General features: G+C 72.7%; 23 protein-coding genes and 2 pseudogenes. 14 read left to right on the top strand and 11 right to left on the bottom strand.

The window, feature by feature from the left end; genetic code table 11:
- The first annotated feature begins 1 nt into the window (after position 1).
- Complete coding sequence (locus ACWENQ_RS10425; RefSeq protein ID WP_452413754.1) at positions 2–598, top strand: hypothetical protein; 597 nt, start codon at positions 2–4, stop codon at positions 596–598.
- A complete protein-coding gene (locus ACWENQ_RS10420; protein WP_452413753.1) occupies positions 595–2,190 on the top strand; it encodes a glycosyltransferase in 1,596 nt (531 codons plus the stop codon). The genes ACWENQ_RS10425 and ACWENQ_RS10420 overlap by 4 nt, the downstream gene beginning before the upstream one ends.
- 257 nt (positions 2,191–2,447) lie before the next feature.
- Here the strand turns inward: ACWENQ_RS10420 and ACWENQ_RS10415 are convergent.
- Positions 2,448–2,600: pseudogene (locus ACWENQ_RS10415) on the bottom strand (glycosyl hydrolase family 26); the annotation flags it as partial.
- Here ACWENQ_RS10415 and ACWENQ_RS10410 point away from each other — a divergent pair.
- From ACWENQ_RS10410 to ACWENQ_RS10395, 4 genes are all read left to right on the top strand, one after another.
- Complete coding sequence (locus ACWENQ_RS10410; RefSeq protein WP_452413751.1) at positions 2,590–2,868, top strand: hypothetical protein; 279 nt, start codon at positions 2,590–2,592, stop codon at positions 2,866–2,868. The pseudogene ACWENQ_RS10415 and the gene ACWENQ_RS10410 sit on opposite strands and share 11 nt — an antisense overlap.
- Before the next feature lie 522 nt (positions 2,869–3,390).
- Positions 3,391–4,410, top strand: coding sequence for a carboxylate--amine ligase (locus ACWENQ_RS10405; RefSeq protein WP_452413749.1), 1,020 nt, complete (start codon positions 3,391–3,393; stop codon positions 4,408–4,410).
- 45 nt (positions 4,411–4,455) lie between these two features.
- Positions 4,456–5,634 carry an NAD(P)-binding domain-containing protein gene (locus ACWENQ_RS10400; RefSeq protein ID WP_452413748.1) on the top strand — a complete coding sequence of 393 codons (1,179 nt, stop codon included), beginning with the start codon at positions 4,456–4,458 and terminating at the stop codon, positions 5,632–5,634.
- A gap of 35 nt (positions 5,635–5,669) precedes the next feature.
- Positions 5,670–8,087 carry a GEVED domain-containing protein gene (locus ACWENQ_RS10395; protein ID WP_452413811.1) on the top strand — a complete coding sequence of 806 codons (2,418 nt, stop codon included), beginning with the start codon at positions 5,670–5,672 and terminating at the stop codon, positions 8,085–8,087.
- A 109-nt stretch (positions 8,088–8,196) separates the two neighbouring features.
- On the opposite strand, the gene ACWENQ_RS10390 is transcribed toward ACWENQ_RS10395, so the two are convergent.
- Positions 8,197–8,574: a hypothetical protein gene (locus ACWENQ_RS10390; RefSeq protein ID WP_452413746.1), complete on the bottom strand. Its 378-nt coding sequence runs from the start codon at positions 8,572–8,574 to the stop codon at positions 8,197–8,199.
- A 152-nt stretch (positions 8,575–8,726) separates the two neighbouring features.
- Positions 8,727–9,479 carry a DUF2127 domain-containing protein gene (locus ACWENQ_RS10385; protein ID WP_449921570.1) on the bottom strand — a complete coding sequence of 251 codons (753 nt, stop codon included), beginning with the start codon at positions 9,477–9,479 and terminating at the stop codon, positions 8,727–8,729.
- 178 nt (positions 9,480–9,657) lie between these two features.
- Here ACWENQ_RS10385 and lepB point away from each other — a divergent pair, with 178 nt between their 5' ends.
- The 6 genes from lepB to ACWENQ_RS10355 all read left to right on the top strand — a co-directional run bounded on the left by lepB (position 9,658) and on the right by ACWENQ_RS10355 (position 16,177).
- Positions 9,658–10,095 (top strand): signal peptidase I, encoded by a 438-nt coding sequence (lepB, locus tag ACWENQ_RS10380; protein WP_354919882.1) that lies wholly within the window; start codon positions 9,658–9,660, stop codon positions 10,093–10,095.
- 11 nt (positions 10,096–10,106) lie between these two features.
- Positions 10,107–12,989 (top strand): BTAD domain-containing putative transcriptional regulator, encoded by a 2,883-nt coding sequence (locus tag ACWENQ_RS10375; protein ID WP_452413745.1) that lies wholly within the window; start codon positions 10,107–10,109, stop codon positions 12,987–12,989.
- A 74-nt stretch (positions 12,990–13,063) separates the two neighbouring features.
- Positions 13,064–13,258, top strand: coding sequence for a hypothetical protein (locus ACWENQ_RS10370; RefSeq protein ID WP_449921573.1), 195 nt, complete (start codon positions 13,064–13,066; stop codon positions 13,256–13,258).
- A gap of 59 nt (positions 13,259–13,317) precedes the next feature.
- Positions 13,318–13,839 carry a MauE/DoxX family redox-associated membrane protein gene (locus ACWENQ_RS10365; RefSeq protein WP_354919874.1) on the top strand — a complete coding sequence of 174 codons (522 nt, stop codon included), beginning with the start codon at positions 13,318–13,320 and terminating at the stop codon, positions 13,837–13,839.
- A gap of 14 nt (positions 13,840–13,853) precedes the next feature.
- Entirely contained in the window at positions 13,854–14,348 is a 495-nt protein-coding gene (locus ACWENQ_RS10360) for a hypothetical protein (RefSeq protein ID WP_452413744.1), read from the top strand.
- Complete coding sequence (locus ACWENQ_RS10355) at positions 14,345–16,177, top strand: ABC transporter ATP-binding protein (RefSeq protein WP_452413742.1); 1,833 nt, start codon at positions 14,345–14,347, stop codon at positions 16,175–16,177. The genes ACWENQ_RS10360 and ACWENQ_RS10355 overlap by 4 nt, the downstream gene beginning before the upstream one ends.
- A gap of 272 nt (positions 16,178–16,449) precedes the next feature.
- Here the strand turns inward: ACWENQ_RS10355 and ACWENQ_RS10350 are convergent, their stop codons facing one another.
- The 3 genes from ACWENQ_RS10350 to ACWENQ_RS10340 form a co-directional block, all read right to left on the bottom strand.
- The gene (locus ACWENQ_RS10350; RefSeq protein WP_452413740.1) at positions 16,450–16,971 is read right to left on the bottom strand and encodes an SET domain-containing protein; all 522 of its coding nucleotides are present in this window, start codon (positions 16,969–16,971) and stop codon (positions 16,450–16,452) included.
- Positions 16,972–17,136: 165 nt separating this feature from the next.
- Positions 17,137–18,012: an NAD-dependent epimerase/dehydratase family protein gene (locus ACWENQ_RS10345; RefSeq protein ID WP_452413739.1), complete on the bottom strand. Its 876-nt coding sequence runs from the start codon at positions 18,010–18,012 to the stop codon at positions 17,137–17,139.
- 85 nt (positions 18,013–18,097) lie between these two features.
- A complete protein-coding gene (locus ACWENQ_RS10340) occupies positions 18,098–19,126 on the bottom strand; it encodes a helix-turn-helix transcriptional regulator (protein ID WP_452413738.1) in 1,029 nt (342 codons plus the stop codon).
- A 179-nt stretch (positions 19,127–19,305) separates the two neighbouring features.
- Here ACWENQ_RS10340 and ACWENQ_RS10335 point away from each other — a divergent pair, with 179 nt between their 5' ends.
- Positions 19,306–19,575: a hypothetical protein gene (locus ACWENQ_RS10335; RefSeq protein ID WP_452413737.1), complete on the top strand. Its 270-nt coding sequence runs from the start codon at positions 19,306–19,308 to the stop codon at positions 19,573–19,575.
- 902 nt (positions 19,576–20,477) lie between these two features.
- Here the strand turns inward: ACWENQ_RS10335 and ACWENQ_RS10330 are convergent.
- The 4 genes and pseudogenes from ACWENQ_RS10330 to ACWENQ_RS10315 form a co-directional block, all read right to left on the bottom strand.
- Positions 20,478–20,891, bottom strand: a pseudogene (locus ACWENQ_RS10330) (ATP-binding protein); the annotation flags it as partial.
- A gap of 65 nt (positions 20,892–20,956) precedes the next feature.
- Positions 20,957–21,592, bottom strand: a complete 636-nt coding sequence (locus ACWENQ_RS10325) for an alpha/beta fold hydrolase (RefSeq protein WP_452413735.1) — start codon at positions 21,590–21,592, stop codon at positions 20,957–20,959.
- 103 nt (positions 21,593–21,695) lie between these two features.
- A complete protein-coding gene (locus ACWENQ_RS10320) occupies positions 21,696–21,977 on the bottom strand; it encodes a hypothetical protein (protein WP_354919847.1) in 282 nt (93 codons plus the stop codon).
- Between the two features lie 585 nt (positions 21,978–22,562).
- Complete coding sequence (locus ACWENQ_RS10315) at positions 22,563–23,039, bottom strand: MarR family winged helix-turn-helix transcriptional regulator (RefSeq protein ID WP_452413733.1); 477 nt, start codon at positions 23,037–23,039, stop codon at positions 22,563–22,565.
- 63 nt (positions 23,040–23,102) lie between these two features.
- Here ACWENQ_RS10315 and ACWENQ_RS10310 point away from each other — a divergent pair, with 63 nt between their 5' ends.
- Positions 23,103–23,510, top strand: a complete 408-nt coding sequence (locus tag ACWENQ_RS10310) for a VOC family protein (protein WP_452413731.1) — start codon at positions 23,103–23,105, stop codon at positions 23,508–23,510.
- Positions 23,511–23,669: 159 nt separating this feature from the next.
- Here ACWENQ_RS10310 and ACWENQ_RS10305 read toward each other — a convergent pair whose 3' ends face one another.
- Positions 23,670–26,060, bottom strand: a complete 2,391-nt coding sequence (locus tag ACWENQ_RS10305; RefSeq protein WP_452413730.1) for an ATP-binding cassette domain-containing protein — start codon at positions 26,058–26,060, stop codon at positions 23,670–23,672.
- Positions 26,061–26,183: the final 123 nt, after the last annotated feature.

Below are 26,183 nucleotides of genomic sequence, written 5' to 3'. Positions count from 1 at the left end.
GATGACATCGAAGCGGGCTCAGGTGACGCAGTGGCTGGCGCGATTGTGGCTGCCGCTGTCGCTGCTGTTCGGTGTGCTGGGGGGACTGTTCTACTCGCTGGCCAAGGAACCCGTCTATACCTCCGACGCCTACGTCGTGGTGGTGTCGGAAGGCGACATGGCGCAGGCGGTGCACTTCGCCCAGGCCTACACCAGGATCGCCGTCCAGCCCTTCATCATCGGCAACGAGCAGGCGGGCGGGACGCTGAGCGCGACGGCCTCGCCCGACGCGCCCATCATCAGGCTCACCGCGCAGGCCGCGACCGCGCTCGACGCGGCCGCGCGGGCAGACCAGGCCGCCTCGGCGCTGATCCTCTACGCCAACGGGCACGCCGCCGACACCAGGGTGCGGCTGACCAGCTTCGCCACCGCCTCGGTCGCCACCTCGCCGTCGTCGCCCGTGCTGCTGGTCAACATCAGCGTCGGCGGCGCGGCGGCGGCGCTCGTCACCGGTCTGCTCTATCTGGGGGCGCCGTACGTGCGTCCCAGGAGCAGGCGGGAGCCGGACGCCGCTCCTGACGAGAAGAAGGCTCCCGCGATGAGTGGAGCCGAGGCGTGAAGGGCGCCGCGTCCACGGGCCCGCGCGTGCTGCACGTGACGCAGCCCGTCGACGGCGGCGTGGGCGCGTACGTGGCCGCGGCGGCGGCCGACCAGGTACGGCGCGGCTGGCAGGTCGCGGTCGCGTGCCCTGGAACGGGACCGCTGCGCGGACGGCTGGCCGAGCTGGGCGTGCCCTGGCTCGACTGGCCCGCCGGACGGGACCCCGGCCCGCGCGACCTGGCGGCGATCCGCCGGCTGCGCCGGCTGGTCGACGCGTTCGCGCCCGACGCGGTCCACCTGCACTCGTCGAAGGCGGGGCTGGCCGGCAGGGCGGCGATCCGCGGCCGGATCCCCACCCTCTTCCAGCCGCACGGCTGGTCATGGCTGGCCGGCCGGGGTCTGGTGGCCAGGGCGGCGCTGGCGTGGGAGCGCCGCGCCGCCCGCTGGACCGGCCTGACGGTCTGCGTCGGCGAGGGAGAGGCGGCGCTCGCGCGCCGGCACGGCGTGGGCGGCGACCAGGTGGTCGTGCGCAACGGCGTCGACCTGCGCCGGTTCCGCCCGGCGGGCAAGGAGGAACGGGCGACGGCGCGGGAGTGCCACGGCATCCTCTGGTCGGCGCCGCTGGCCGTGTGCGTCGGCAGGATCACCCGCCAGAAGGGGCAGGACCTGCTGCTGTCGGCATGGGAGCGGGTCGTCGAGGACTGCCCGCAGGCCAGGCTCGTGCTCGTCGGCGACGGCGACCTGCACGACGAGCTGCGCGCGCTGGACGTCCCCGGGGTCTGCTTCGTCGGCGACGTGGCCGACGTCCGCCCCTGGTATGTCGCCGCCGACGTGGTGGTCCTGCCGTCGCGCTGGGAAGGCTTGCCGCTGACCGCCCTCGAGGCCATGGCCACGGGGCGGTCGCTGGTCTGCTACGACGTGCCGGGCCTGGCCGAGCTGGTCGGCGACGGCGTGGGCGCCGCCGTACCGGCGGAGGACGTCGCGGCCCTGGCCGAGGCCCTGCTGCTCAGGCTCTCGCAGCCGGGCCTCGCGGCGGCCGAGGGGCTGGCCGCCGCGGCGCGCTCCGCGGCCTTCGACGCCGCCGTCGCCTTCGGCGAGCTCGCCCAGCACACGCTGCGAACGGCGAACGGCGGGTGGGCAGGCACCGGCGGCGTGGGCGGCGGGGCGGGCATCGGCCGCGGGACCGGGCTGGCGGGGACCTCGGCCGGTGCGCCGGGGGCCTGCGCGACGGGCAGCACCGGCGAGGGCGTGACCGGGGCCGGGATGACCGGGGTCGGCGCCAGAGGGGTCGGTACGGCCGGGTCCCGCGTGGCCGGGGCCGTGACGACCGGGCCTGTGGTGACCGGCTCCGTGGGCTCGGGCCCCGTCGTGGCCGGTCCCGTGACCGGCTCCGGCGTGGAGGACGGCGCCGTGCCAGACGTCGGGGCAAGCGTCGGGTCGGGCGTGCCGGGTGCGGTCGCGGACGGGCTCGGCACGGGCGTCGGGATCTCCGGGGTCGGTGTCGCCGGAAGCGGGGTAAGTGTCGCGCGGACCTGCGACTGCACCATCGTCCGGAAGAGCTCCGAGGAGTTCGGGTTCGACGAGCACTGCCAGACGCCGTGCGGACAGTAGTCGGTGATCGAGTGATACACGACGTTGTGCGTGGCGATCCAGTCGAGCATCCGGCGTACGAAGCCGGGCCGGTCGCCGTGGTGGAAGAGCCCCCACTCGGGGAACGACATCGGCTTTCCCCGCTCGGCGGCGAAGTCGGCGTGCGCCTGCAGGCCGTACGGCTGCTCGACGTAGTGGGAGAAGGTCTTGCCCGGCTCCATGTCGTAGCTGTCCATGCCGATGATGTCGACGACGTCGTCACCCGGGTAGCACGTCGTCCACTCGATGGCGTCGCGGCCGCGGGCGGGCGCGAAGTCGAAGCGGAAGCGCTGGCCGGGGATCGACCGCATGGCGGTGACGACGCGCCGCCAGTAGGCCTTCCACGCGTCCGGATCCGGCTTGCACCGGTGGGAGTAGGTGGTGCCGTTCATCTCCCAGCCGAGCACGATGATGGTGTCGGCCGCGTTGCCCGCCACCAGCTTCTGCGCCAGGCGCTCGAAGAACGGGTCGAACGCGCCGTTCGCGCCCGCGCGGAGCAGCACGGCCACCTCGTCGTCGGACATCTCGTTCTCGTTCGGGGTGATCATCGGCACGTTCAGGGCCAGGATCCTGCCCGGCTTGGCGGCGCGCCAGCGCAGCCACGGTTCGAGGATGAATCCGGGCCCCTGCAGCGCGTCCCAGGACTCCCCCGGCAGATAAGTACGGCCGACCGTCACCTCGGCGCCCAGCCAGGCCTCGAAGCCGGGCAGCCGCTGAGGACCTCGCTCGTCGGAGGCGAGGAAGACACCGAGCGCGGCGGGTCTGTGCTCGGGCTCTTCACGTTGCGCGCCGTCGACGCGGCTGCTCGCGGAAAGCCACGCCATGGCGGCCGATCCGGCGAGCATCGCGAAAAGACAGCGCACGTATCCCTTTTTGGCGGTCATTGCGAACGTCCCTATATGTCGTCTCAGGTCTCACCGTATATACCCCGCTCGGCGAAAAAGCCAATATCCGACTCGCGAGTTGCCGAGAAATGTCCGAGATGAGGCGTTTGACTTTTGGAATGGAACGCACGACATGCTTGATACGACCGTTCCCGCACTAGTGCTGCGGATGGACGACAATATCTTTCACCACGGAACACTCGGCGCCATTCGCTCCCTTGGCCGGGCCGGAGTGGAAGTGCACGGAATCATCGAGGGACGGCACGCACCCGTCTCCCGATCGAAATACCTCAGCCGCATGTACACCTGGCCACCGGGCGGAGAGGTCGTCGAGACGCTGACCGCGGTGGCCAAGCGGATCGGCCGCAGGGCCGTCCTGGTCGCCATGGACGACGCCGGCGCCATCGCCGTCGCCGAGCACGCGGCGGAGCTCAGCCACTGCTTCCTGCTGCCCGGCCAGGCGCCGGGCCTGCCGCGGCGGCTCGCCGACAAGGCCGCGCTGTCCTCCCTGTGCACGTCACTCGGCGTGGCGCAGCCGGAGACCCGCGTCGTGACCTGCCCGGACGACATCGCCGCCGCCGTGGCCGACCTCGGCCTGCCGCTGGTGGCCAAGTGGGCCCAGCCGTGGCGGCTGCCCAGGCAGGCGGGCCTGCGCAACACCAGCCTGATCCACCGGCCCGAGCAGGCGGACGGGCTGCTCGGGCACGGCTTCGACTGCGACCTGCTGCTGCAGCGTTTCGTGCCCGGCGGGCCCACCTCGGACTGGTTCTTCCACGGCTACTACGACGAGGACTCCAGCTGCCTGTTCGGCGGCACGGGACGGAAGGAGCGCGCCTACCCGCCCGGCGCCGGCCTCACCACGTACGGCAGGGCGCTGCCCAATCCCGCGATCGAGGACGTGGCGCACGGCATGGCCGCCGCGCTCGGCTACCGCGGCGTGCTGGACATGGACTTCCGCTACGACGCCGCCGAGGACGTGTACTACCTCGTCGACTTCAACCCGCGACTCGGCGCGCAGTTCCGTCTCTTCGGCGACGGCCGCGGGCTCGACCTCGTGCGCGCCATGCACCTGCACCTGTCCGGGGAACACATACCGCCGGCCCGTTTCGTCCATGGGCGAACTTTTCTGGTGGAAAACTACGACATTTACCCCGCATTTCGCGCCGGACGCGAACGAACCTGCACCGCATGGCTGCGGGCCGTACGGGAGGCAGACGAACTCGCCTGGCTTTCCGCGGACGATTTCTGGCCCTTCGTGGCAATGGCTAGACAGTCGATAAAGCGTGGCTTTACCCGCCTCGCACAGGGTCGGAAATAGGCTTTTAGGGGACAACGAACAGGAGGGGAAGTTTTGCAGACGCCGGTGATTGACGTGGCAATTGTGGGCGCCGGTCCCTATGGACTCTCGGTCGCCACCCACGCGCTGGCGGCGGGTCTCGACGCCCGGGTTTTCGGACGGCCGATGCAGGCATGGGAATGGCACATGCCGCGCGGAATGCTGTTGAAATCCGAGCCGGACGCGTCCCATCTCAGCGACCCCGACCGGCGATACGGCCTCGACGCCTTTCGCCGCTACTCGTATGGCGAGCCCGTCCCGGTGGAGACGTTCATCGCCTACGGCAAATGGTTTCGCGCGCAAACGGTGAAGGACGCGCTCGACGAGTCGACCGTGACCGGCATCGGCACCGAAGGCGGGCTGTTCAGCGTCACGCTGTCGTCCGGCGCCACCCTGCTGGCCAGGACGGTGGTCCTGGCGCTGGGCTTCCTGCCGTTCGCGCACCGGCCCAACGCGCTGGCGCAACTGCCGCCGGAGGTGTCGTCGCACAGCTGCGAGCACCACGACCTGTCGGCCTTCGCCGGCAGGCACGTGGCCGTCGTCGGCGCGGGCCAGTCCGCGCTCGAGACGGCGACGCTGCTCGTGGAGGCAGGGGCGAAGCCGCGTATCGTCGCCAGGACCACGTCGCTGGCCTGGAACGACACGCCCGACGAGCGGCGCTCGGTTCTCACGCGCACGCTGGCGCCCCGCTCGGGCCTCGGCACGGGCTGGCCGTCGTGGGTGTGGTCCGAACTGCCCGGTGCCGTCAGGTACCTGCCGAAGGCGGCCCGCAGCCACATCGTGCGCACCACGCTGGGGCCCGCGGGCTCGTGGTGGCTCAAGGAGCGCTTCGACGGCGCCGTCCCGGTGACGCTGGGCGTGCGGCTGGAGGGCGCGGACCACCGCGACGCCGTACGGCTGCACCTGACCACCGCCAGGGGCACGGTCAAGACGCTGGAGACCGAGCATGTGATCGCCGCGACCGGATACCAGGTCGACGTCGGCAGGATCGACATCCTCGACCCGAACCTGCGCCGCGGCGTCAGCGCGGGCGGGCCGCGGCCGCGGCTGTCACGGACGTTCGAGACCCGGGTGCCCGGCCTCTACATGGTCGGACTGGCCGCCGCCGCCACCTTCGGCCCGGCCATGAGGTTCGTCCACGGCAGCGACTTCGCCGCCAGACGAGTCACCCGCGGACTGGTGAGCCAGGTCCGCAAGTCAACGTGATCCTTTCGGGACAAGAACAGGGAGCGAAATTGGGTGTGCGCGTAATCCTCGCCGGGATGACCGCGGCCTTCGTCGGGGTCACGGGCATCGTTCCCTTCGCATACGCGAGCGGGCGCCCGGCATCGTTCACGAACTCGTCGACCGAGGCCGTAGGCGACACGCCCTCGGGCGTGATGGTCACCGTACGCAAGGTGATGGTCAACGGAAGCCAGGTGGGCTCCGCCGAAGTGTCGCGCGCCGACCCGGCGGCCCCGCCCGACGAGTACCTCATGCCCGTCAACGCCAAGGCGGAGGCGGGCATCGTCGACCGCTACGAGAACTTCACGGTCGAGGCCAACGAGTGGAGCGACGTCGCCGAGCTGACGTTCACCTTCTCCAGGCCGGTCCGCGATCCCCGGCTGCACGTCTTCGGCACCGGCGGCAGGGCGGAGGACCTCTCCGGCAGGCGGGACGACTACTGGGCGGGAGTGGAGCTGGTCAGCGGGACACCGACCATGCCGTCCTTCTCCCGCGTGGCGGGCTTCCCCGGCTACGAGGTCACCGGCACCTCCATCGTGCCCGAGCGGGTCTACCGGGTCCACTCCACCACCTGCGGCGTCGTCTACACCTGCGGCACCGTCCAGGTGAACGGCACGGTCACCTCGTTCACGATCCGGCTGCGCGCCCGCAACGTGCGGACCAGGGGCGACGCGGGCACCCCGCACCTGTGGGGCGCCTTCAAGCTGTCGCTGCACGAGGACGACTCCGACGCGCCCTCCTCGTACGGCCCCGCCTCGCACGCCATCACCGACATCTTCATCGGCGAGAACGCGACGGCCGACAACGCCGACACGCTGAGCTTCGAGGCGCGGGCCATCCGAGGGGACGCCGACACCGACGACGCGCTGAGCGGCGACGAGCTCGTCCTCGAGGACGACGCGACGGCGTACTCGCTGACCGTGCCCATCAGGTCGGCTTCGGACGCCGTCCTGGCGGGGTGGATCGACTTCGACCGCGACGGCAGGTTCGACGACGAGGAGCGGGCGCTCGCGGAGGTGGACCGCCGCGACGACAGCGAGACGCTCACCTGGAACCTTCCCGAATCGATGCAGGCCGGCAGCACGTGGATGCGGCTGCGCGTGACCGCCAGGCCCGAAGGGGTGGAGCGGCCGACGGGATGGGCCGACAGCGGAGAGGTGGAGGACTACCGCTTCGACCTGCCGCAGCGCGTGGCCATCACCCCGCAGGCCGACACGCCCGCCGGCACCACGCCGACCATCACCACGGTCGCCGCGCCGGCGGTCGTCCCGCCGACGGCCACTCCGGCGCCGGTCACCCCGGCGGCGGTCAACCCGCCGAAGGCGGTCCCGCCGAAGATGATCAGGCCGAAGCTGGGCATGCCGAAGGTGACCTGGCGGACGGTCAGCCCGGACAAGCGGCAGTGGCCCTCGATACACAGCCGGAAGGACGGCTCCCGGGCCGAGCGGCGCGAGCACGCGACGCGGGGGGCCCGCCGGGCCTGGGCCGAGGGCGACCGGGCGACGCGGAACCGGCGGGCGGGCGACGCCGAGCCGGGCCGCGCCCGGCAGGCGCACGCCCCTGAGCTCCGCCGGGCCTGGGGGGCGCACGACCCCGCACCCGAGCGCGCCAGGCGCGAGCGGGCCGGGACCGACCGCGCCGGCCGCGGCCGGGCCACGGACACCAAGAAGCCCTGGGCGACCGCCGCGGCGGAGCGTGAGATGCGGGCCGCGATCAGGGAGGTAAGGAGACAGGCCGCGGCCCAGGCCAGGCGGCAGCGGGCCGGCCAGCAGTCCGGCCAGTCCAGCCAGCAGTCCGGGCAGCAGTCCGGCCAGCAGGCCGAGTCCGGTCAGCAGTCCGGGCAGCAGGCCGACACCGGGCAGCAGTCCGGCACCGGGCAGCAGGCCGAGGACAGGTACCAGCAGGCCGAGTCCGGTCAGCGAGCCGCGGCCTGGAGCGAGCGGACCGCGTCGGAGGCCGTCCACGGGCGGGCGGCGGACCGGCGCACGCGGGCCGAGGCGAACGACGACCTGCTCGACATCACGCGTGACTGGAACGACCGGTTCGGCGCCACAGGCGACGACGACGCGCGGCCCGGCCTCGTGAGCGGCAGGAACAGCCGGCCGACGAGCGACAGGAACGACCAACCGACGGTAGGCAGGAACGACCAGGCCACCGTGGGCGGGCACGACCAGCCGACGGTCGGCAAGAACGCCCAGGCCGCCGTGGGCGGGCACGACCAGCCCAACGCCAGGCGGGAACAGGACGACCGGACCAAGACCAGGCGGGAGCGTCAGCGCGAGCGCGACGACGCCAGGCGCGCCCTGGAGCAGTTCCGCCGCCAGCTGGGCGAGTCGCGCAGGCGCGAGACGCCCTGGAAGCCCGCTCAGATCAGGGAACTCGCCAAGGAGGAGCTGAGGCGGCACGTCGCCATCGGCAGGCTTCCCGAGTTCTAGACATGACCGCGACGGGCTCGTCGAGCTCGCCGATCGGCTCCCAGCGAGGCCCGCATTCCGATGCGGGCCTCGCTTCCTTTTCCCCCACGGTTTCCCCGCGCCCCCGGTGTCAGCCGCAGCGGTAACCATGGTCGTCCCAGCAGTCATCGACCGCGACCGCCGAGATCTCCACCCGTCCCGACCTGGTCTCGACCGACACTCCGACGACACGATGGCCGAACGTCCTGGTCAGCTCGCTGGCCCCGGCTCCGGACCATCCCGCCCGGAGGAACCCGGCGACGACGTCCTCCTCCCTCGCCTCCGCGCGGAGGCCGACGTCGACCCACGCCCCGTAGCTGCTGGAATCGCAGTCGTTCCCGTCCCCGATGGACTCGATCCGGCCGGCCGGGAGAAGTGCGGGTCCGATCGCCTCCCGGATCATCGCACTCTCCCGGGCCGCTCGCTTCTCGCACAGCTCCCGCCCGGCGAGCAGCTGCCAGAGCGACATACGACAGGCCGACCGCCAGCAGGACGAGAAGGGCGGCCGCGCGGATGTTGCGCACCAGCTCATGCATGCCATGCCTCACTGTTGGGAGCACTCGGACCTGTCCGGATCAAGAACACCCATCGTGCACCTCGCGTCGGCCGTTCGGGGCGGGTTCAGCGGGTGCCTGCCGTCTGGACCTCGAGGAGGCTCGCCTCGTGCCGTTCCGCCTCGTGGGCGGCGCGACCTCCGCGCACGCCGAAGAGGCGCTTGGTGACGACGATGTAGGCGACGGCCGCGAGGTTCACGACCAGGAACGTCACCCGGATCCAGGTGATTCGGTGGCTCAGCTCGTAGATCTCCAGCGGGATGAAGACCGAGGTGGCGATCACCGCGAAGTACTCGCCCCACCGCTTGAGCAGCCACAACCCGACGCTCTCGACGACCAGGATCACGCCGTACGCGGTGAGGGCGACGGTCAGCAAGGTCAGCGTCCTCGTGCCGGTCGCCAGCAGCTGGTGCAGGGTGAGGACGAGTTTGGAGTCGGCCAGGCGCCAGCCGAGCCGTTCGGCCAGCGGCATGAGCAGCGGCAGGTACTCCTCGAAGGCCCTGTTGATCGCCTCCTTGCCACCCTTGAAACGCCAGACGCCGTAGGCGGCCAGGAACAGCAGCAGCGCCCTGGCGAACCGTTCGAGCGCGAGGAGCCGGAGGATGGCGGCGTCGCGCAGGGCCCGGCCGCGCAGGACGAGCGGAGCCTCGTCGGCGGGGCCGGTGCCGTGCGGCGGTCCGAGGGTGAAGTCGCCGCAGCGCAGGCAGCGCCACACCTCGCCGAGCGTGGTGTCGGCGCGCAGCCGCCGTCGCAGATGCGGCTCGTCTGGGGCGTAGGTGACGTGACCGCGCCGGCTGCAGGCGCGAAGGCTCCAGTCCATGACGACAGGCACTCCTCAGCGTGGGACACCTTGTTCCTTCCCGCCGCGGGGCCTTCTACGGGCGACGATCCGCCGCCCCGCCGTACGGGGCGGCGGCACCTTGACATGGCCACGTTCCAACGGAGATCGTTTCGCCTCAGGAATCACCCCTCCCAGGGGCCGACCTCGGAAGAGCGCCATGAAGCTGATCATCGGTGGGTGCGTGCTGGTGGCGATCGCGGGCGCGTTATGGGTGCGAAGGCGCTACGTGGTGGTCACCGTCGAGGGGACCAGCATGCTGCCGACCCTGGCCGACGGCGATCGCGTCCTGGTGCTCAGGCGCCGGATCGACCAGGTCAGCAGGGGTGACGTGGTCGTGCTCGAGCCGCCGCCGACGCCCGCCGAGCCTGGTCCGCCGGGACCGGACGGCCGGCAGTGGAACATCAAGCGTGCCGTCGCGTTGCCCGGCGACCCGGTGCCGCCGGGCATCGACGACAGCGTGACCCGGGTACCGGCCGGCGCGCTGGTCGTCCTCGGCGACAACAGCGACAGCGTCGACTCCCGCCAGCGCGGGTTCTTCGACGCCGACCGGCTGCTCGGCGTCGCGCTGCGCCGGTTTGGCGGACACTCCCGGTAACCGCGGCCATCGTGCGGTTTCGACTTCTCGGCCCGATGCGGATCCAGGTCAACGGGTCCCCGGTCAGGATCACGGCGCCGAAGCAACGGACCGTCCTCGCCATGCTGCTGGCGCGGGCGGGTCACGTCGTCCCCATCAGGTCGCTGGTGGCGGAGGTGTGGGACGAGCAGCCGCCCCGCTCCGCGGTGGCGAACCTGCGCACCTACCTCATGCAGCTGCGCAAGCTGTTGCCGGACGAGGAACGGCTGGTCACCTCGGACGTCGGCTACCTGTTGCACGTCGGGCCGGAGGAGTTCGACCTCTTCGAGTTCGAGGCGCTGTCGGCACGCGGCCGCCAGGCGCTGGCCAGGCGCGACCTGAGCGCCGCCGAGGAGTCCTTCACCCGGGCCCTGGCGCTGTGGGACGGGACGGCGGCCGAAGACGTGCCGCTCGGCCCCACCCTGCGCGAGGTGGTCGCCCGCCTCACCGACCACTACCTGGGCGTGGTGGAGGAACACGCCGACATCCAGCTCGCGCTCGGCAAGAACGCGACGGCGGCGACCCGGTTGCGCGAGGTGATCGGGCAGTATCCGCTGCGCGAGCGGCTGCACGGCCAGCTCATGGTGGCCCTGTACCGCAGCGGCGACGTGGTCGGCGCGCTGGAGGCGTTCGGCGCCGCCCGCCGGGTCCTCGCCGACGAGCTGGGCATCGACCCTGGACCGGACCTTCGCCTGCTGCAGCAGGCGATCCTGCGCAGGGACGCCGGCCTGCTGGCACCGGACCGTGACACGGTGGCCGTCCCGACCGACGACGGGCGCCCGCGTCCCCGCCTGCTGCCGCGGGCGCCGATGGTGTTCGTGGGCCGGGCGGCCGAGCAGGCCCGGCTGCACACCGTCCTGCACGGCGAGGCGGGCCCGTCCGTGGTGACGCTGCACGGCCCCGGCGGCGCGGGCAAGTCGGCGCTCGCGGTGAAGGCGGCGCACCGCGTGGCCGACCACTACCCCGACGGCCAGCTCTACGTCGACCTCCAGGGATCCACACCCGGCCTGCCCCCGTTGCGCCCTGCCGAGGTGCTCGGCCGCTTCCTGCGCGCGCTGGGCGTGCCGCCCGGTGACGTTCCCGCCGCGCCGGCGGAGGCGGCCACCCACTACCAGTCGCTGCTGGCCGACCGGCGGGTCCTGGTCGTCCTCGACAACGCGGTCAGCGCCGCCCAGGTGGCGCCGCTGCTGCCGGCGGGCGAGGGCTGCGCGGCTCTGATCACCAGCCGCGTCGCGCTGACCACCGTGGACGCCGTGCCGATCCCCGTCGGCATGCTCGACGAGGCCGAGTCGGTGCGCCTGCTGACATTGCTGGCCGGCGAACGGGTGACCGCCGAGGCGAAGGCTGCCGCGGAGATCGCGTCCTGGTGCGGCTACCACCCCCTGGCGCTGCGCATCGCCGGCGCGCGGCTGGCGGGCCGTCCCGACTGGTCGCTGGCCCGCTTCGGCGAGCGGCTGGGCGACGAGCACCGGCGGCTGGACGAGCTGCAGGCGGCCGACCTGCGGCTGCGCTCCTGTTTCGAGGTCGGGTACGGCACGCTGACGAGCACCGCGAAGGCCGCCTTCCGGCTGTTCGGCGTGCTGGAGGTGCCCGAGGTGGGCGTCGAGCTCGCCGCCGCGCTGATGGACACCGACCGGGCGACGGCGGAGAGCGCGCTGGACGAGCTGATCGAGGCGCGCCTGCTCGATCCGGTCGGTGACGGCCGGTTCCGCATGCACGACCTGCTGCGCCTCTTCGCGGCGGAGCTGGCCGGCGGCCATGACGCGCCGGAGGAGCGCGCGGGTGCGGTCGGACGGGCCCTGGAGTGGTACCTCGACGGCTGCCGCCGACTGCAGCACGTGTTGCAGCCGCACCTGCTGCCCGCCGTCGAGGGCGCCGACGCCTCCGCCGTCGCCCCGCCGGATCCCGCCGCCGCTGTGCGATGGCTGGACGCGGAGCTGCCGTGCCTGGTGGCGGCGGCCGTACAGGCGGTGAAAGAGGACCAGGGCGGCTTCGCCGTCGCGCTGATGCCCCTGATCAAGGCCATCGCGATGAAGAGCGGCTACTGGCGGGAGCTGGAGACCGTCGCGCGGCTGGCCATCGACGTCGCGCGGCGCGAAAGCGACCGCGTCGCGGAGGCGTCCACGCTGGTGACGCTGGGACTGGTGGAGTGGAGGTCCGGCCAGGCCGAGGCGGCGCACGACCTCCTGCGCCGGGCCCTCGATCTCTGGCGCGACCTGGGCAGGCGCGAGGAGGAAGGGCTGGCGCTGCACAACCTCGGCTGGCTGTGCATGCAGACCGGCGAGCTCGACGCGGCCCTCGACCACATCACCGCGGGCCTGCGCCTGCTGGAGGCGCACGGGTCGAACCGCATCGGGCTGGTCACCCACAACCTGGGCGAGGTGCTGCTCCGGCTGGGCCGGTACGCCGAGGCGGCGGACCGCCTCGAAGAGTGCCTGTCCGTCCGGCGCGCCGACCGCGACCTGTACGGCGAGAGCATCACCCTGGCCGCGCTCGGCCGCGCCTACTGCCTGCTCGACCGGCGGGAGAAGGCGCTGGAGGTGCTGACCGAGGCGCTGGCCCGCTGCGAGGAGATCGGCAACAGGGAGGACCAGTGGGAGGTCCTGCTCAGCAGGTCCGAGATCCGGCTGCGGCAGGGTGATCCGGGCGCGGCCGTGGCCGACCTGGCCCGCGTCCTGGAGCTGACCGACCAGATCGGCGACGCGTACGGCCGCGCCGCCGGCACCCGGCAGCTCGCCCGAGCACGCGCGGCCCTCGGCGACCCGCGCGCCGCGGCGGACGCCGCCAGGGCCGCCGGCCTTTTCGCCGACCTTTTCTCCGACCCGTCGAAGCGCCGCGATCCGGTGCTGGAACGGCTGCTCACCGCCCGGTTGTAGCGCGGCTGTATGGGGCGCTGTATGCCCCGCCCCTAGGTTTCGGCTGACCGCATCGCTAGGAAAGGAGCGAATCCATGACCGCTGTCCTTGGCAGGCTCGGCGACCGGATTCTTGACAAGCTGGTGCCCAAGGCGTCCGCGAAGGCCGCCTCCGAGTGGTACGTCCACTGCTACTGCAGGGAGCGCTCCGACTACCGCAAGCTCTGCACCAACATCGGCGGCCAGACCTACTGCGGGGCCTGCTACGTGTACAGAACCTGTGGTGGCTAGGTAGGACACGCGGGTCTGGCGGCGGTGTCCGCCGCCAGACCAGGCGACGAGGTGACGACGTGCTGTATCTCATGATCGCCTGTCGGGCCCTGCTGGCCGCCGTCTTCACGATCGCACTCGTGGGGAAGATCCGCGGCCGGGCGGCGTTCGACGAGTTCGCGGCCTCCATCGTGGCGCTCGGGATCCTTCCGCGAGGCGGGTCGGCGGTGGCCGCGCACGCGCTCGTGGCGGCCGAGGCCGTGGTGGTCCTCCTGCTGGCGCTCCCGCCGGCCGTACCGCTGGGGTTCGCGGCCGCCGTCGGGGCGCTCACCGTGCTGACCGGCGGCATCCTGGCCGCCCTGCGCCGAGGACGGCAGGCGCCGTGCCGGTGCTTCGGCGCCTCCGCCACGCCGCTCGGCCGGGTGCACGTGGTGCGCAACCTCGTCCTGGCCGCCCTCGGGGGCGTCGGGCTCACCGCCTGGATCACGGCCGGGACGTCCGCGCCGCATCCGGCCGGTGTCGTCCTCGCGCTCGTCGCGGCCGGCGTGGGCGCCCTGCTCGTGGTGCGCCTCGACGACCTGATGGAGCTGTTCACCGTCTGAAGTGAGGTTGTCCGATGCCTTTCCTGGTTGCCGCCGTCGTGCTCGTCGGCGTCCTGTGCCTGTTCAACCTGCTGCTCACCCTGGGGGTGCTGCGCCGGCTCCGCGAGCACACCGCCGAGCTGGAACGGCTGGCGGGGCGTTCGATGCTCATGGCGTACGACCCCGGCGTGCTGGTCGGCCGCACGCTGCCCGAGGTCGCCGCGGGGGCGCGACTGGTGGGCTTCTTCGACGTCGGCTGCAGCACGTGCCACGAGCGGGCGCCGCAGTTCGCCGAGGCGGCGGGCAAGCAGCCCGCCCTGGCGGTCATCAGCGGCGCCGGCGCGAAGGTCGACGACCTGCTCGCCGTACTGGGCGGCGCGGCGAGCGTGATCACGGGCGCCGATGCCGACCGCATCGGGCACGCGCTCGGCATCGAGGCGTTCCCCACGTTCCTGCGCGCCGAGGAGGGCACGGTCGTGGCCGCGCACACGGAACTCGCCGAGCTCACCGCCATGGCGCCGGCGACGTGATCGCGGAACGGCTGCGCGGCGCCGCCGCCCTGGGGGCGCTGTGCTGGCGGGCCGGACCGGTGCTGGCGGTGTCGCAGCTGGCGGCCACCATCGTGGCCGGGCTGCTGCCCACGGGCACCGTGTGGATGACCAAGGAGCTCGTCGACGGGCTGGCGGCGGGTCTCGTGGAACGGGTGGCGGGACCGGTCGCCGGCCTCGTCGCGCTCGGCCTGGCCGCGGGGGTGCTGCCGCACGTCACGGGATACCTGCGGGCCGAATCGGACCGCCGGCTCGACCTGTTGCTGCAGGACCGCCTGTACACGAGGGTGAACGGGTTCCAGGGGCTGTCGCGGTTCGAGGACCCGGCCTTCCTCGACGAGCTGCGGATGGCCACGCAGGCCACCGGTGGCGCGATGGGGCCGATCACCTCGGGCCTGTTCGACCTCGGGCGCAACGTCATCACCCTGGCCGGACTGCTGGGCGCGCTGGCCGTCCTGAGCCCTCTGATGGCGGTACTGGTCGCGGTCGCCGCGCTGCCCACCCTCGCGGCCAGGATGTCCCTGGAGAAGCGGCGGGCCGCGATGATCGCCGGACAGTCGGCGGCGGCCCGGCGGCAGATCTTCTACTCCTCGCTGATCACCGACGTGCAGGCGGCCAAGGAGGTGCGCCTGTTCGGGCTCGGCGACTTCCTCAGGCGCCGGGTGATCGGCGAGCTGACCACCATGCAGGCGGGCGAGCGGCGGCTGGACCGGCGGGAGGCGCTCACGCAGTCGTCACTGGCGGCCCTGTCCGCCCTGGTCAGCGGCACCGGACTGGTGTGGGCGGGGTACGCGGCCCTGGCCGGACGGCTGACCCTGGGCGACGTCACGGCGTTCGCCGCGGCCGTCGCCGGCACCCAGGCCGCGCTGGTCGCCACCGTGGAGAACGCGGCCAACGCCGGCCACGCGCTGCTCCTGTTCGGCCACCACGAGCGGGTGATGTCGCTGCCCGACGACCTCCCTGCGCCGCGCCGGCCCGCGGCGCTGCCGGCGCTCCGGCGCGGCATCGAGCTGCGCGACGTGTGGTTCCGCTACGACGAGAGCCACCCCTGGGTGCTGCGCGGCGTCGACCTCACGATCCCCCACGGCGCCTCGGTCGCGCTGGTGGGGCTCAACGGAGCCGGCAAGAGCACCCTCATCAAGCTGCTGTGCCGCTTCTACGACCCGGTCCGCGGGACGATCCTCTGGGACGGCGTGGACATCCGCGACGTACCGCCGGCCGAGCTGCGCGCCAGAATGGGCGTGCTCTTCCAGGACTACATGAGCTACGACCTCACCGCTGCGGAGAACATCGGCGTCGGCGAGCTCGCGGCGATGCCCGACCGGACCAGGATCGAGGCCGCCGCCGAGGCGGCGGGAGCCGGCGAGACCGTGCGGGCCCTGCCGCAGGGGTACGACACGATGCTGAGCCGCATCTTCTTCGGACCGGAGGACGACGCCGGCGTGGTGCTGTCCGGAGGGCAGTGGCAGCGGCTCGCGCTGGCCCGTGCGCTGGTGCGCGAGCACCGCGACCTGCTCATCCTCGACGAGCCCAGCTCGGGACTCGACCCGGAGGCCGAGTACGAGGTGCACCGGCGGCTGCGCGAACATCGGGCGGGGCGCACCAGCCTGCTCGTCTCCCACCGGCTCGGCGCGGTACGGGACGCCGACCTCATCGTGGTGCTCGGCGACGGCCGGATCGCCGAGCAGGGCACCCACGCCGACCTCATCGCCGCGAGCAACGGCTACGCCCGGCTGTTCGAGACCCAGGCCAGCGGCTACCGCGCCGAGGACGAGTCGGCGGCCGACCAGGCGACCTTCGCAGCCGGCTGAGCCCCCTGCCCGCGCCACTCCCGACAAACTGCCTCGTCCGCCGTGAAGAACACGCGCACGACGAACGCCGGCTCTGCCTCGGCCGGCGGCCCGGACTCGATCCGGCGTAGCTCGCCTTCCGAGATCTCCATGAGGCGGCAGTATGCAGCACGCCGCGCGTTCTCGAGCTTGTCGGCGGGGTAGGCGACACGGGGTGGCCGATGTGCCGGATATGGGCCTCGGCGACGGCGGGCTGCCGTTCCAGGCATTGAGGTGGTGGAAACGACGGTTCGTCATCGAAGCGCGCCGGGCTCGCTCTGCGCGATGCGGCGTAGCAGCGGCGTCACCCAGTGGGTGCCGTAAGCGCGCCGCAGGCGGGCGAGTCGCCAGTCGCCGCCGGTGACCGTACCGCGGCACAGAGGGCTCAGGCACCGGCACGGCATGGCCCAGGCGTCCGTTCCGCTGTGGGTGGCGTAGTCGAGGGAGAGCTCCTCGCCGGGCATGACGCGCCTGCGCCCGACCACCGTGGTGGAATCGTCGTGCCAGAGGTTCGGGTCGCACGAGTGGTTGCCGTAGCGGACCGGATGGCCGGGGTCAAGGAGCAGGTGGACGCCTTCCTCGACGGTCAGGCTGCTGTAGGGCGGGGTCAGGCCGGCCAGGGTCACGTCGTCGATGACCTGTCCGCCGAGCCGCATGACGAGGTCCCCTGGGTCGATCTCCGCGGTGGCGAAGAGCCCGAGTCCCTCGACAGGCGAGGGACGGACCTCCGCGCTCGGTGTGAGCCAGCACGTGGCCGGGTAGCGGTTCGTGACCATCCGGGCGATCCTCCCTTGCGACGGTGGGACTCGGGGCCTCCGCGGGTGCCGCGGATCCGGCACCTCCACCACACCGGAGGTATCTTCGCCGATCAAGTCCCACCGTTGACGACGCCTGTGATCAATCCAGCCGGCCCGCAGCGGGAGCGTGGCGAGCAGCGGTGCTCACCCGGCGTAGGAGCCGCTGGTCAGATCCGTGGTGACGTACGGCCGGCTCGGCCGCCATCCCAGCTCGTCCCACGCCCGCCTGCCGGAGACGGTCTGGTCCAGGGCCAGCGCCTGGGCGAACGGCACGCCCAGCGTCTCGGCGGCCTGCTCGACCGGCCACGGCTCGGCCCTGCCGGTTCCGCCCGCGGCCAGGTCGGCGGCGGCGGCCAGGGCGGCGGCCGGCACCGCCTCCAGCGCGATGCCGTGCAGCACGCTGCCCGCGGAGCCCTTCTCCAGCACCAGCCCGTACAGCGCGGCCAGGTCGTCCACGTGCACCATCGGCCAGCGCGTCCCCGCCGAGCCCACATACCGCCCGTGGCCGTGCTCCCTGGCCCAGGCCACCATCAGCGCGGGAATGCCGCCGCCGTTGCCGTAGGCGATGCCGGGCCGGATCACCGCGGAGCGCACGTCATCCGCCGCCGCGGCCAGCACCCGCTGCTCGATGCGCGGACGGTAGCCCACGATGTCGATCGCGTTCGTCGCCGAGCCCTCGTCCGCGACCCGGTCGCCGGTCTCGCCCAGCACCCACACGCCGCTGGTGTAGACGAACGCCCGTCCGGTGCCCCGCAGCCGATCCAGCAGGGCGTCGACGGCGGCGGCGTCCACCGCCTCCTCGCCGGTCGGTGTCGCGATGTTCAGCACCGCGTCGATGTCCTCCGTCACCGCGGCCCGCAGCGAGCCGGGGTCGGACAGATCACCCACGCGCGTCCCTGCCTGGGCCGCCGCGGGGTCGTCGGCCTGCACGAACGGCACCACCTCGTGGCCGTCCTGCCGCAGCCGCCGCACCGCGGCCTTGCCGATGTAACCCGTCGCACCCAGCACCAGAACCTTCACGGGTCCTCCCCTTCGCGTCGTTGATCGAACGGAGGCGACGCTACGGGCGCGAGGGGATGGCCCGGATCTGCCGAATGACCGGGTTCTATGCCAGGTCGAGCCGCGCCAGCGCGGCCCGGCCGGTCACGCCGAGCTTGGGATAGGCGTTGGACAGGTGGTAGCCGACGGTCCGCGGGCTGAGGAACAGCTGGGCGCCGATGTCGCGGTTCGTCATCCCGGTCGCGGCCAGCCGTACCACCTGCAGCTCCTGCGCGGTCAGCCGGGCGGCGGGATCCACGCTGCCCGGCGCCTGCACCGTGGTGGTGCCGGCGGCCCGCAGCTCGCTCCTGGCCCGGTCGGCCCACGGCGTGGCGCGCATCCGCTCGAACGACTCCAGCGCCGATGCCAGCGCCTCGCGGGCGGTCGCGCGGCGCTTGGCGCGCCGCCGCCACTCGCCGTGGAGGAGCCGCGTGCGCGCCTGTTCGAACGGGCGGCCGTCCCCCTCGTGGACGGCCAGCGCGGCCTCGAAGAGCGGCCCGGCCTCCTCGCCCGGTTCGAGCAGGGCACGGCAGCGCAGCGCCACGGCCCGCGCCCAGGGCGTCCTGATGCTCGCCGCCCACTGCCGGAACCGGTCGCAGGCTTGGCGCGCCTCGGCGGCCCTGCCCAGCCGGGCGGCCGCCTCCACCTGCTCCGGCAGGCTGTGGAGGGCGATCACGGTGTGCCGGTCGGCGCCGGCGGCGACACCGGCGAGCCGGGGCAGCGCGGACTCGTACCGGCCGAGACCGAGATCGAGCAGGCCCAGGGCATACGCGTGCCAGGTGGGGTTCGGCGGGATGCCGTGTGACAGATCGTCGCCGACGGGCCGGCGACAGCCGTCCTGGTCGCCCGCGAGCGCGGACAGGACGGCGAGCACCGCGCTGAGCATCGCGACGTAGTGGTGCTGCCCGGTGTCGCGGGCGATCTCCAGCCCCTCCATGGCGGTCGCGTAGGCGTCGCGGTGCCTGCCCAGGAACAGCCGGCAGCGCGCCAGCCGCAGCAGCACCCTGGGCAGCACGCCGAGCGCGCCCTGTTCGCGGCACTCCTGGTCCAGCGCGACGGCCTGCTCGTGGACGCCTGCGTAGTCGCCGAGCAGCATCTCCCACCCCTGCAGCCGGGAGTGGTCGGACAGGCTGCGGTCCTGGCGGGTGGCCGCGACGTGGCCGGTGAACTCCCGTAGCGCGGCGACGCCACCGGCGAGATCCCCCGTGGCGAGCCCGAGCAGCCCGGCTGCGCAGGGCGCCGTCCCCCATGCCCGGGTCGGGCAGCCTGAGGGCGGTGCCCGCGGCGGCCGTGGCAGGGTCGGGCAGCGTCGCGGCGGTGCCTGCGGCGGGGTCGGGCAGTCTGGCGGCGGTGTCCGTGGCGGCCGTGGCCGGGTCGGGTGTGTCCCAGGCCGCGGCCATCGCCTCGAAGGCCATCATCCGGCCCGCCGTGGAGTCGAGCGTCATGACCTCCCGTGCCGCGTCGATGAGCAGCAGGCGGGCCACCTCGGGCCGGCCCTTGGCGTGTTCCCTGCCGGCCCGGATCGCGGCCAGGCGGGCCAGCTGAGAAGGGTCACGCACGTGTGCCGCCGCGGCGTCAGCCAGCGCGGCGGCGTGCTCGATCTGGCCGGCGTCGTGGGCGGCCAGCGCCGCGGCGGCCAGGCGACCGGCGCGGATGTCGAGGTCCTCCGTCAGCTGGGCGGCGCGACGGTAGGCGGCGGCGACCGCGGCCAGGCCGCCACGCGACCTGAACAGCTCCGCGTTGCGTGCCAGCTCGGCCGCGACCTCCTCGTCGTAGCCGGCGGTCGCGGCGGCCAGATGCCAGGCCCGGCGGCCCGCGTCCCGACCGGCGCCCATCGCCTCGGCCAGCGCCCGGTGGGCGGCCATGCGCTGTGCCAGCGGGGCGCCCTGGTAGGCGGCGGCCCGTACCAGAGGGTGGCGGAACGCCACGCGTCCGTCCGCCGGCCGGATCAGCGCGGCCTCGGCCGCGGGCTCGAGATCCGTGGCCGCGGCGCCCATCAGCTGCCCGGCGCGCAGGACCATCGCCAGGTCGCCGGTGTCGTCCGCCGCCGTGATCGTCAGCAGGGTGCGCGCCGGGGCGGGCAGTGCGGCGATCCGCTCGTCGAAGATCCGCCGGACCCGCCAGGAGACCGGCAGGACAGCGATCTCCTGCTCGTCGACCGGTTCGCGCCCGTCACGCTGGACGGGGGTGAGCGCGTCCGCCAGCTCCACCAGGGCGAGCGGATTGCCCCGCGCCTGCGCCAGCATCCGGCGGCGTACGGCGGCGTCCAGGTCAGGGGCGTGGTCGGCGAGCAGCGCGACCGCCGCCTCGTCGGTCAGCGGGTCCAGCCGCAGCACCGGCAGGCCCGGCCCGTCGAAGACCATGGAGCCGTCACGGGCGGCGAAGATCATGGTCACCGGCTCCGCGCCCAGCCGGCGCGCCGCGAACACCAGCGCCTGCGCCGATTCGAGGTCGAGCCAGTGCGCGTCGTCGACCAGCACCAGCACCGGCAGGTCCGCGGCCAGCTCGCTGAGCAGCGTGAGCGTGGCGGCGCCGACCAGGAAGCGGTCGGCGCCCGAGCCCCCCGGCAGATCGATCGCCGCGCGCAGCGCCAGGGCCTGCCGTTCCGGCAGCCGGTCGACCAGCCCCGGCACCTCCCGCAACAGCACCTGGAGACCGGCGTAGGGCAACTCGGCCTCCGACTCGACGCCCGTCGCGCGCAGCAGCCGGACCTCCCCCGCGGCGCCGGGAACCGACTCCAGCAGGGCGGTCTTGCCCGCGCCCAGGTCCCCGCGGATCACCACGGCGCCGCCGTGACCGGCCCGCGCCCGCGAAAGAACCTCTCCCAGGACGGCCAGCTCGGCGGATCTCCCCCTCAACACGGTCGCCCACCCTACCCAGCGGGTGTCCGGCAGGAACTCGTGCCCGCCGTGCCGGCGGCCCCGTTTCACGAGGGTTCACGAGGGTTCACGAGGGTGAAGGCGTGCCGCTCCGCTGACGGGCCTGCTCGACGACATCGCGAATCGCGTCGATGACGAGCCGTGGCCGGTTGTTGTGGATGTTGTGGTCGCTGTCGGTCTTCGTGACGTGCCTCGCGCCGGGGAACTCCCGGGCGAGAGCTCGCTGGGACGCCAGTTGTGCCCGCCAGAAGACGCCCGGATAGTCGGCCGGTGCCCCCGGCAGGCAGGCGGGCACGGAAGGCGTCGGCGTCGAAGGTGTCTCCCGACAGCACGACCACGGGCATCCTCGGTGGCGGAGGCGCCGCGCGAACCTGGTCGAAGACGGTCGCGGGGTCCTGCCTCTCGACGTCCTTCCACTGGGCGACGCGCTTGCCGTCGTCGTTCCGGATCAGCGCGAGGAAGGTGTCGAACTGCTCAGGCGTGAGCTCCGACTGCAGGAACTCCGACTCCGCGTCGACGAGGACGAGACCCGACACCTCGTGCGGGTACTCGCCGGCGTAGATCCTGACGATCGGACCGCCCGCCGACCAGCCGACAAGCACGTAGGGACCGGGCACTCGCGCCGCCTCCAGCAGTGCGTGCAGGTCGGCGACATCGCCCTTCGAGGTGGTGGGCTGCGGCACCGGCCCAGGCCGAGTGATCCTCTTCGCGGACCGGCGCGGCGACGACTCGATCCCTTCTTCCTCATCGGCCCTCCTGCCGGGAACGGTCACGCGGACCGCGCCTTCATTCGGCCCGAGCGGCGATCCGCAGTTGCTTCTCGGCGTCCACCATCGAGGGCACGGTGCCCCACCACGGCAGGTCACGGAGGACGCCCAGCAGGCGCAGCCGTTCAGCGCGGGCCTCAAGGAGGTCGGCCATCGCCAGCGGCTCGAACGTGGCCCTGCCTTCGGCCACGTCGACGGACGACGGCATCGCGGCGGTGAGTTCCCTGACCCGGTCGTCGGCGGCGTCGTACGCCCTCCGGGCTTCGATCACATCTTCGGGCAGCTCGAGGTCGGCCATCATTCCCCCAGGTCACAGCGCGGATTATGCGCCAGATCCTAGGACCGCGACAAGCTGGGACAACATCCGTCCCAACACCTCAAAAGGTAAAGTTTGGCTCCCGTACGGCGTGCGGCATCAGAAGCCCCAGCCGCACAGGGGCAGCGTCCGTCCCACAGGTGTCACGCTCAGGGCCTCGATCGGCGCCGCGGGGGCGGGGTTCCCGAGGGAGCGGCCCGCGCGGGCGTCCGGCGCCGGGTCCGTCAGGCATCGCGAAAGCCGCCGTCAAGTCACATAAGCCCAGGTGAAACCGGGTTCCCGTACACATGAGACTTACCAGCGAACCAGGCACGAAAGGTATGCCTCATGGAGTGCACGTTCCGGCTTCGCCTCCGCGACCGCGACAGCCGCTGCGGCTTTCACCGCGCCCGCCGCCACGGCCGGGTGGGGCCGTCCGGGTGGGTCGCGCGCGCCACGTCCGGCGGCTTCGGCTGCCCGACGTAGCGCCCGACGCCGCCCCGGAAGCGGAGCCACGCGCGGCCGTTCCGAGGGACACGACGCGTCGTAGGCGGGCCGTACAGCGGGCGGCAGGTGGCCATCCGGGCCGCTTCAGTGCCGATCCGCCCTTGCGTCGGGCCGGCGTGTCGCCGTGAACACCTTGAGCAGCAGCCCGTGCAACTGGGCTCGTTCGTCCGTCGTCAAGGGGGCCAGCACGTCGTCCTGGATGGTGCGGGCCTCGTGGACGAGCTCTTCCAGGGTGCGGCGTCCCGCATCGGTCAGGCCGACCGAGACCCGCCGCCGGTCGGTGACGTCGCGTGCGCGTGTCAGGTAGTCGAGGGCGGCCAGCTGCTCGACGACCTTGGCCATGTCGCTCGGGTCGACGGAAAGGCGTGCGCACAGGCCGCGTTGCGTGTGGGGGCCGAAGTCGGCGAGCGCGGCCAGTACGGCCATGTGCCAGAGGCGAAGGCCGCGGGAAGCGAGCCGGTCGGCTACGCGGCCCCGCGCCGCCTTGCCGGTCAGCGACAGCAGGTAGGTGCTGAGGCCGAGCAGCGTGGGCGGGAGCGCGTCCGGCGTTTCTGGTCCCATGGCGACATTGTAGGTGTCGACCTATAGTGGGTGCAGACCCACTATTTGGAAGGTAGGCCGCCCATGGACGTGCTGCATCCCCGTCTCCTGGTCGACGACTTCGCCACCGCTTTCAGGTTCTACGACGCCGTGCTACCGGAGCTCGTCGGCGCGCGGCGCGTCAGGGGCACCGCGGCGGGGCCGTATGCGAACTGGGACGTCGGTGAGGAGGGCGTCCTCGTGTTGTTCGACCGGGCATCCCTGGCCGAGGTGGCGGGCACCGCCCACCTCCCCTCCAAGAGCGCGCCGGCGCAGGACGCGGTGATGTTCGTGTGCCGGGTCGACGACGTGGACGAAGGGCTGGCCCTGTGCCTGACGCACGGCGCCGCACAGGTCGTACCACCCACGGACCGGCCCGCCTGGGGACCGAATCTCCGGACCGCTCACCTACGCGACCCGGCCGGCACCCTGATCGAACTCCAGTCGTACTGAGGACGTTTCTCGTGCCGCCCGGCGGCTCCGTCCCGGCGACGCGACCGTGAAGCTGGGAGTCCGAAGTCCATGGCCGACCGCGCCATGCCTGGACGCGGAAACACGAACGCCCCGAAGTGATTCGCTTCGGGGCGTTCGCGCGGCTCGGGAATGCCGCTGTCAGATGCCGACGTAGGCCGCGAGGTGCTCGCCGGTGACGGTGGAGCGGGCGGCGACGAGGTCGGCGGGCGTGCCCTCGAAGACGATCCGGCCGCCGTCGTGGCCGGCGCCGGGGCCGAGGTCGATGATCCAGTCGGCGTGCGCCATGACCGCCTGGTGGTGCTCGACGACGATGACCGACTTGCCGGAGTCGACGAGCCGGTCGAGCAGGCCGAGCAGCTGCTCGACGTCGGCGAGGTGGAGGCCGGCGGTCGGCTCGTCGAGGACGTAGACGCCGCCCTTCTCGGCCATGTGGGTGGCCAGCTTGAGCCGCTGCCGCTCGCCGCCGGACAGCGTCGTGAGCGGCTGGCCCAGGCTGAGATAGCCGAGCCCGACGTCGGCGAGCCGGCCGAGGATGGCGTGCGCGGCCGGCGTGCGCGCCTCGCCGGCGCCGAAGAACTCCTCGGCCTCGGTCACCGACATCGCGAGCACCTCGCTGATGTCGCGGCCACCGAGGTGGTGGTCCAGCACCGATGCCTGGAACCGCTTCCCCTCGCACTCCTCGCAGGTGGTGGCCACGCCGGCCATCATCGCCAGGTCGGTGTAGATGACGCCGGCGCCGTTGCAGTCGGGGCAGGCGCCCTCGGAGTTGGCGCTGAACAGCGCCGGCTTCACGCCGTTGGCCTTCGCGAACGCCTTGCGGATCGGGTCGAGCAGCCCGGTGTACGTCGCCGGGTTGCTCCGCCGCGAGCCGCGGATCGCGCCCTGGTCGACCGACACCACACCCGCGCCGGCGGGGATCGACCCGTGCACGAGCGAGCTCTTGCCGGAGCCGGCGACGCCGGTGACGACGACGAGCACCCCGAGCGGGATGTCGACGTCGACGTCGCGCAGGTTGTGCGCCGTCGCGCCGCGGATCTCCAGCGTTCCGGTGGGCTTGCGCACCGTCTCCTTGAGGGCGGCCCGGTCGTCGAGATGGCGGCCGGTGATGGTGCCGCTGGCCCGCAGCCCCTCGACGGTGCCCTCGAAGCAGACGGCGCCGCCCGCCGTACCGGCGCCGGGGCCGAGATCGACGACGTGGTCGGCGATCGCGATCGTCTCCGGCTTGTGCTCCACGACGAGCACCGTGTTGCCCTTGTCCCGCAGCCGCCGCAGCAGGTCGTTCATCCGCTGGATGTCATGGGGGTGCAGGCCCGTGGTGGGCTCGTCGAAGACGTAGGTGGTGTCGGTGAGCGAGGAGCCGAGGTGGCGGATCATCTTGACGCGCTGCGCCTCGCCGCCCGACAGGGTGCCCGACGGCCGGTCGAGCGAGAGGTAGCCCAGCCCGATCTCCACGAACGAGTCGAGGGTCTGCTGCAACGTGGCGAGCAGCGGCGCCACCGACGGCTCGTCGAGGCCGCGGACCCATGCGGCCAGGTCGCTGATCTGCATCGCGCAGGCGTCGGCGATGCTGATCCCCTGGATCTTCGACGACCGGGCCGCCTCACTGAGCCTGGTGCCGCCGCAGTCGGGACAGGCGGTGAAGGTGACCGCCCGGTCCACGAACGCCCGGATGTGCGGCTGCAGCGCCGTCCTGTCCTTGGACAGGAACGACTTCTGGACCTTGGGGATCAGCCCCTCGTAGGTGAGGTTGACGCCCTCGACCTTCACCTTGGTCGGCTCCCGGTAGAGGAAGTCCCGCATTTCCTTCTCGGTGAACTCGCGGATCGGCTTGTTCGGGTCGAGGAAGCCCGACTCGGCGTAGACGCGCACCGTCCAGAAGCTGTCCGACTTCCAGCCGGGGATGGTGAACGCGCCCTCCGCGATCGACTTGGAGTCGTCGTAGAGCTGGGTCAGGTCGATGTCGGAGACCGTGCCCCGGCCCTCGCAGCGCGGGCACATGCCGCCGGTGCGGGTGAAGGTCTGTTTCACGGTCTTACCGGCACCCCGTTCGACCGTGACCGCACCGCTCGCCCGGACCGACGGCACGTTGAAGGCGAACGCGTTGGGCGAGCCGATGTGCGGCTGCCCGAGCCGGCTGAACAGGATGCGCAACATCGCGTTGGCGTCGGTGGCGGTGCCGACCGTGGAGCGGACGTCGCCACCCATCCGCTGCTGGTCGACGACGATCGCGGTCGTCAGCCCGTCGAGCACGTCGACCTCGGGCCGCGCCAGCGTCGGCATGAAGCCCTGCACGAAGGCGCTGTAGGTCTCGTTGATCAGCCGCTGCGACTCCGCCGCGATCGTGTTGAACACCAGCGAGCTCTTGCCCGAGCCGGAGACGCCGGTGAACACCGTCAACCTGCGCTTCGGGAGCTCGATGCTGACGTCCTTGAGGTTGTTCTCGCGCGCGCCGTGCACGCGGATCACATCGTGGCTGTCGGCAACGTGCGGCGCAGGCGACTGCGTGTCCGTCCTCGTGGCCATGCTCATGGTGTCTCCATCTGTTGGGCGGGGCCGCCTTCGCGGTCGCCGGGGTCACGCTCGGCGCAAGATACCAAGGCAGCCACGCTGCTTCCGCATGGAGCCGGTGGGCCCCGGCCACGCGGCGTGCCC

Source organism: Nonomuraea sp. NPDC004354 (genome assembly GCF_053602555.1).
Note: the sequence above shows the minus strand (reverse complement) of the source record. Positions and strands in the feature narration are given on the sequence as shown.

Bases quoted from the DNA above. Each gene is read 5' to 3' on its own strand.
- ACWENQ_RS10425 (WP_452413754.1), top strand. From the start codon at position 2: ATGACATCGAAGCGGGCTCAGGTGACGCAGTGGCTGGCGCGATTGTGG.
- ACWENQ_RS10405 (WP_452413749.1), top strand. From the start codon at position 3,391: ATGTACACCTGGCCACCGGGCGGAGAGGTCGTCGAGACGCTGACCGCG.
- ACWENQ_RS10390 (WP_452413746.1), bottom strand. From the start codon at position 8,574: ATGTCGCTCTGGCAGCTGCTCGCCGGGCGGGAGCTGTGCGAGAAGCGA.
- ACWENQ_RS10385 (WP_449921570.1), bottom strand. From the start codon at position 9,479: ATGGACTGGAGCCTTCGCGCCTGCAGCCGGCGCGGTCACGTCACCTAC.
- lepB (WP_354919882.1), top strand. From the start codon at position 9,658: ATGAAGCTGATCATCGGTGGGTGCGTGCTGGTGGCGATCGCGGGCGCG.
- ACWENQ_RS10370 (WP_449921573.1), top strand. From the start codon at position 13,064: ATGACCGCTGTCCTTGGCAGGCTCGGCGACCGGATTCTTGACAAGCTG.
- ACWENQ_RS10360 (WP_452413744.1), top strand. From the start codon at position 13,854: ATGCCTTTCCTGGTTGCCGCCGTCGTGCTCGTCGGCGTCCTGTGCCTG.
- ACWENQ_RS10350 (WP_452413740.1), bottom strand. From the start codon at position 16,971: ATGGTCACGAACCGCTACCCGGCCACGTGCTGGCTCACACCGAGCGCG.
- ACWENQ_RS10340 (WP_452413738.1), bottom strand. From the start codon at position 19,126: ATGCTGCTCGGCGACTACGCAGGCGTCCACGAGCAGGCCGTCGCGCTG.
- ACWENQ_RS10320 (WP_354919847.1), bottom strand. From the start codon at position 21,977: ATGATGGCCGACCTCGAGCTGCCCGAAGATGTGATCGAAGCCCGGAGG.
- ACWENQ_RS10315 (WP_452413733.1), bottom strand. From the start codon at position 23,039: ATGGGACCAGAAACGCCGGACGCGCTCCCGCCCACGCTGCTCGGCCTC.
- ACWENQ_RS10310 (WP_452413731.1), top strand. From the start codon at position 23,103: ATGGACGTGCTGCATCCCCGTCTCCTGGTCGACGACTTCGCCACCGCT.
- ACWENQ_RS10305 (WP_452413730.1), bottom strand. From the start codon at position 26,060: ATGAGCATGGCCACGAGGACGGACACGCAGTCGCCTGCGCCGCACGTT.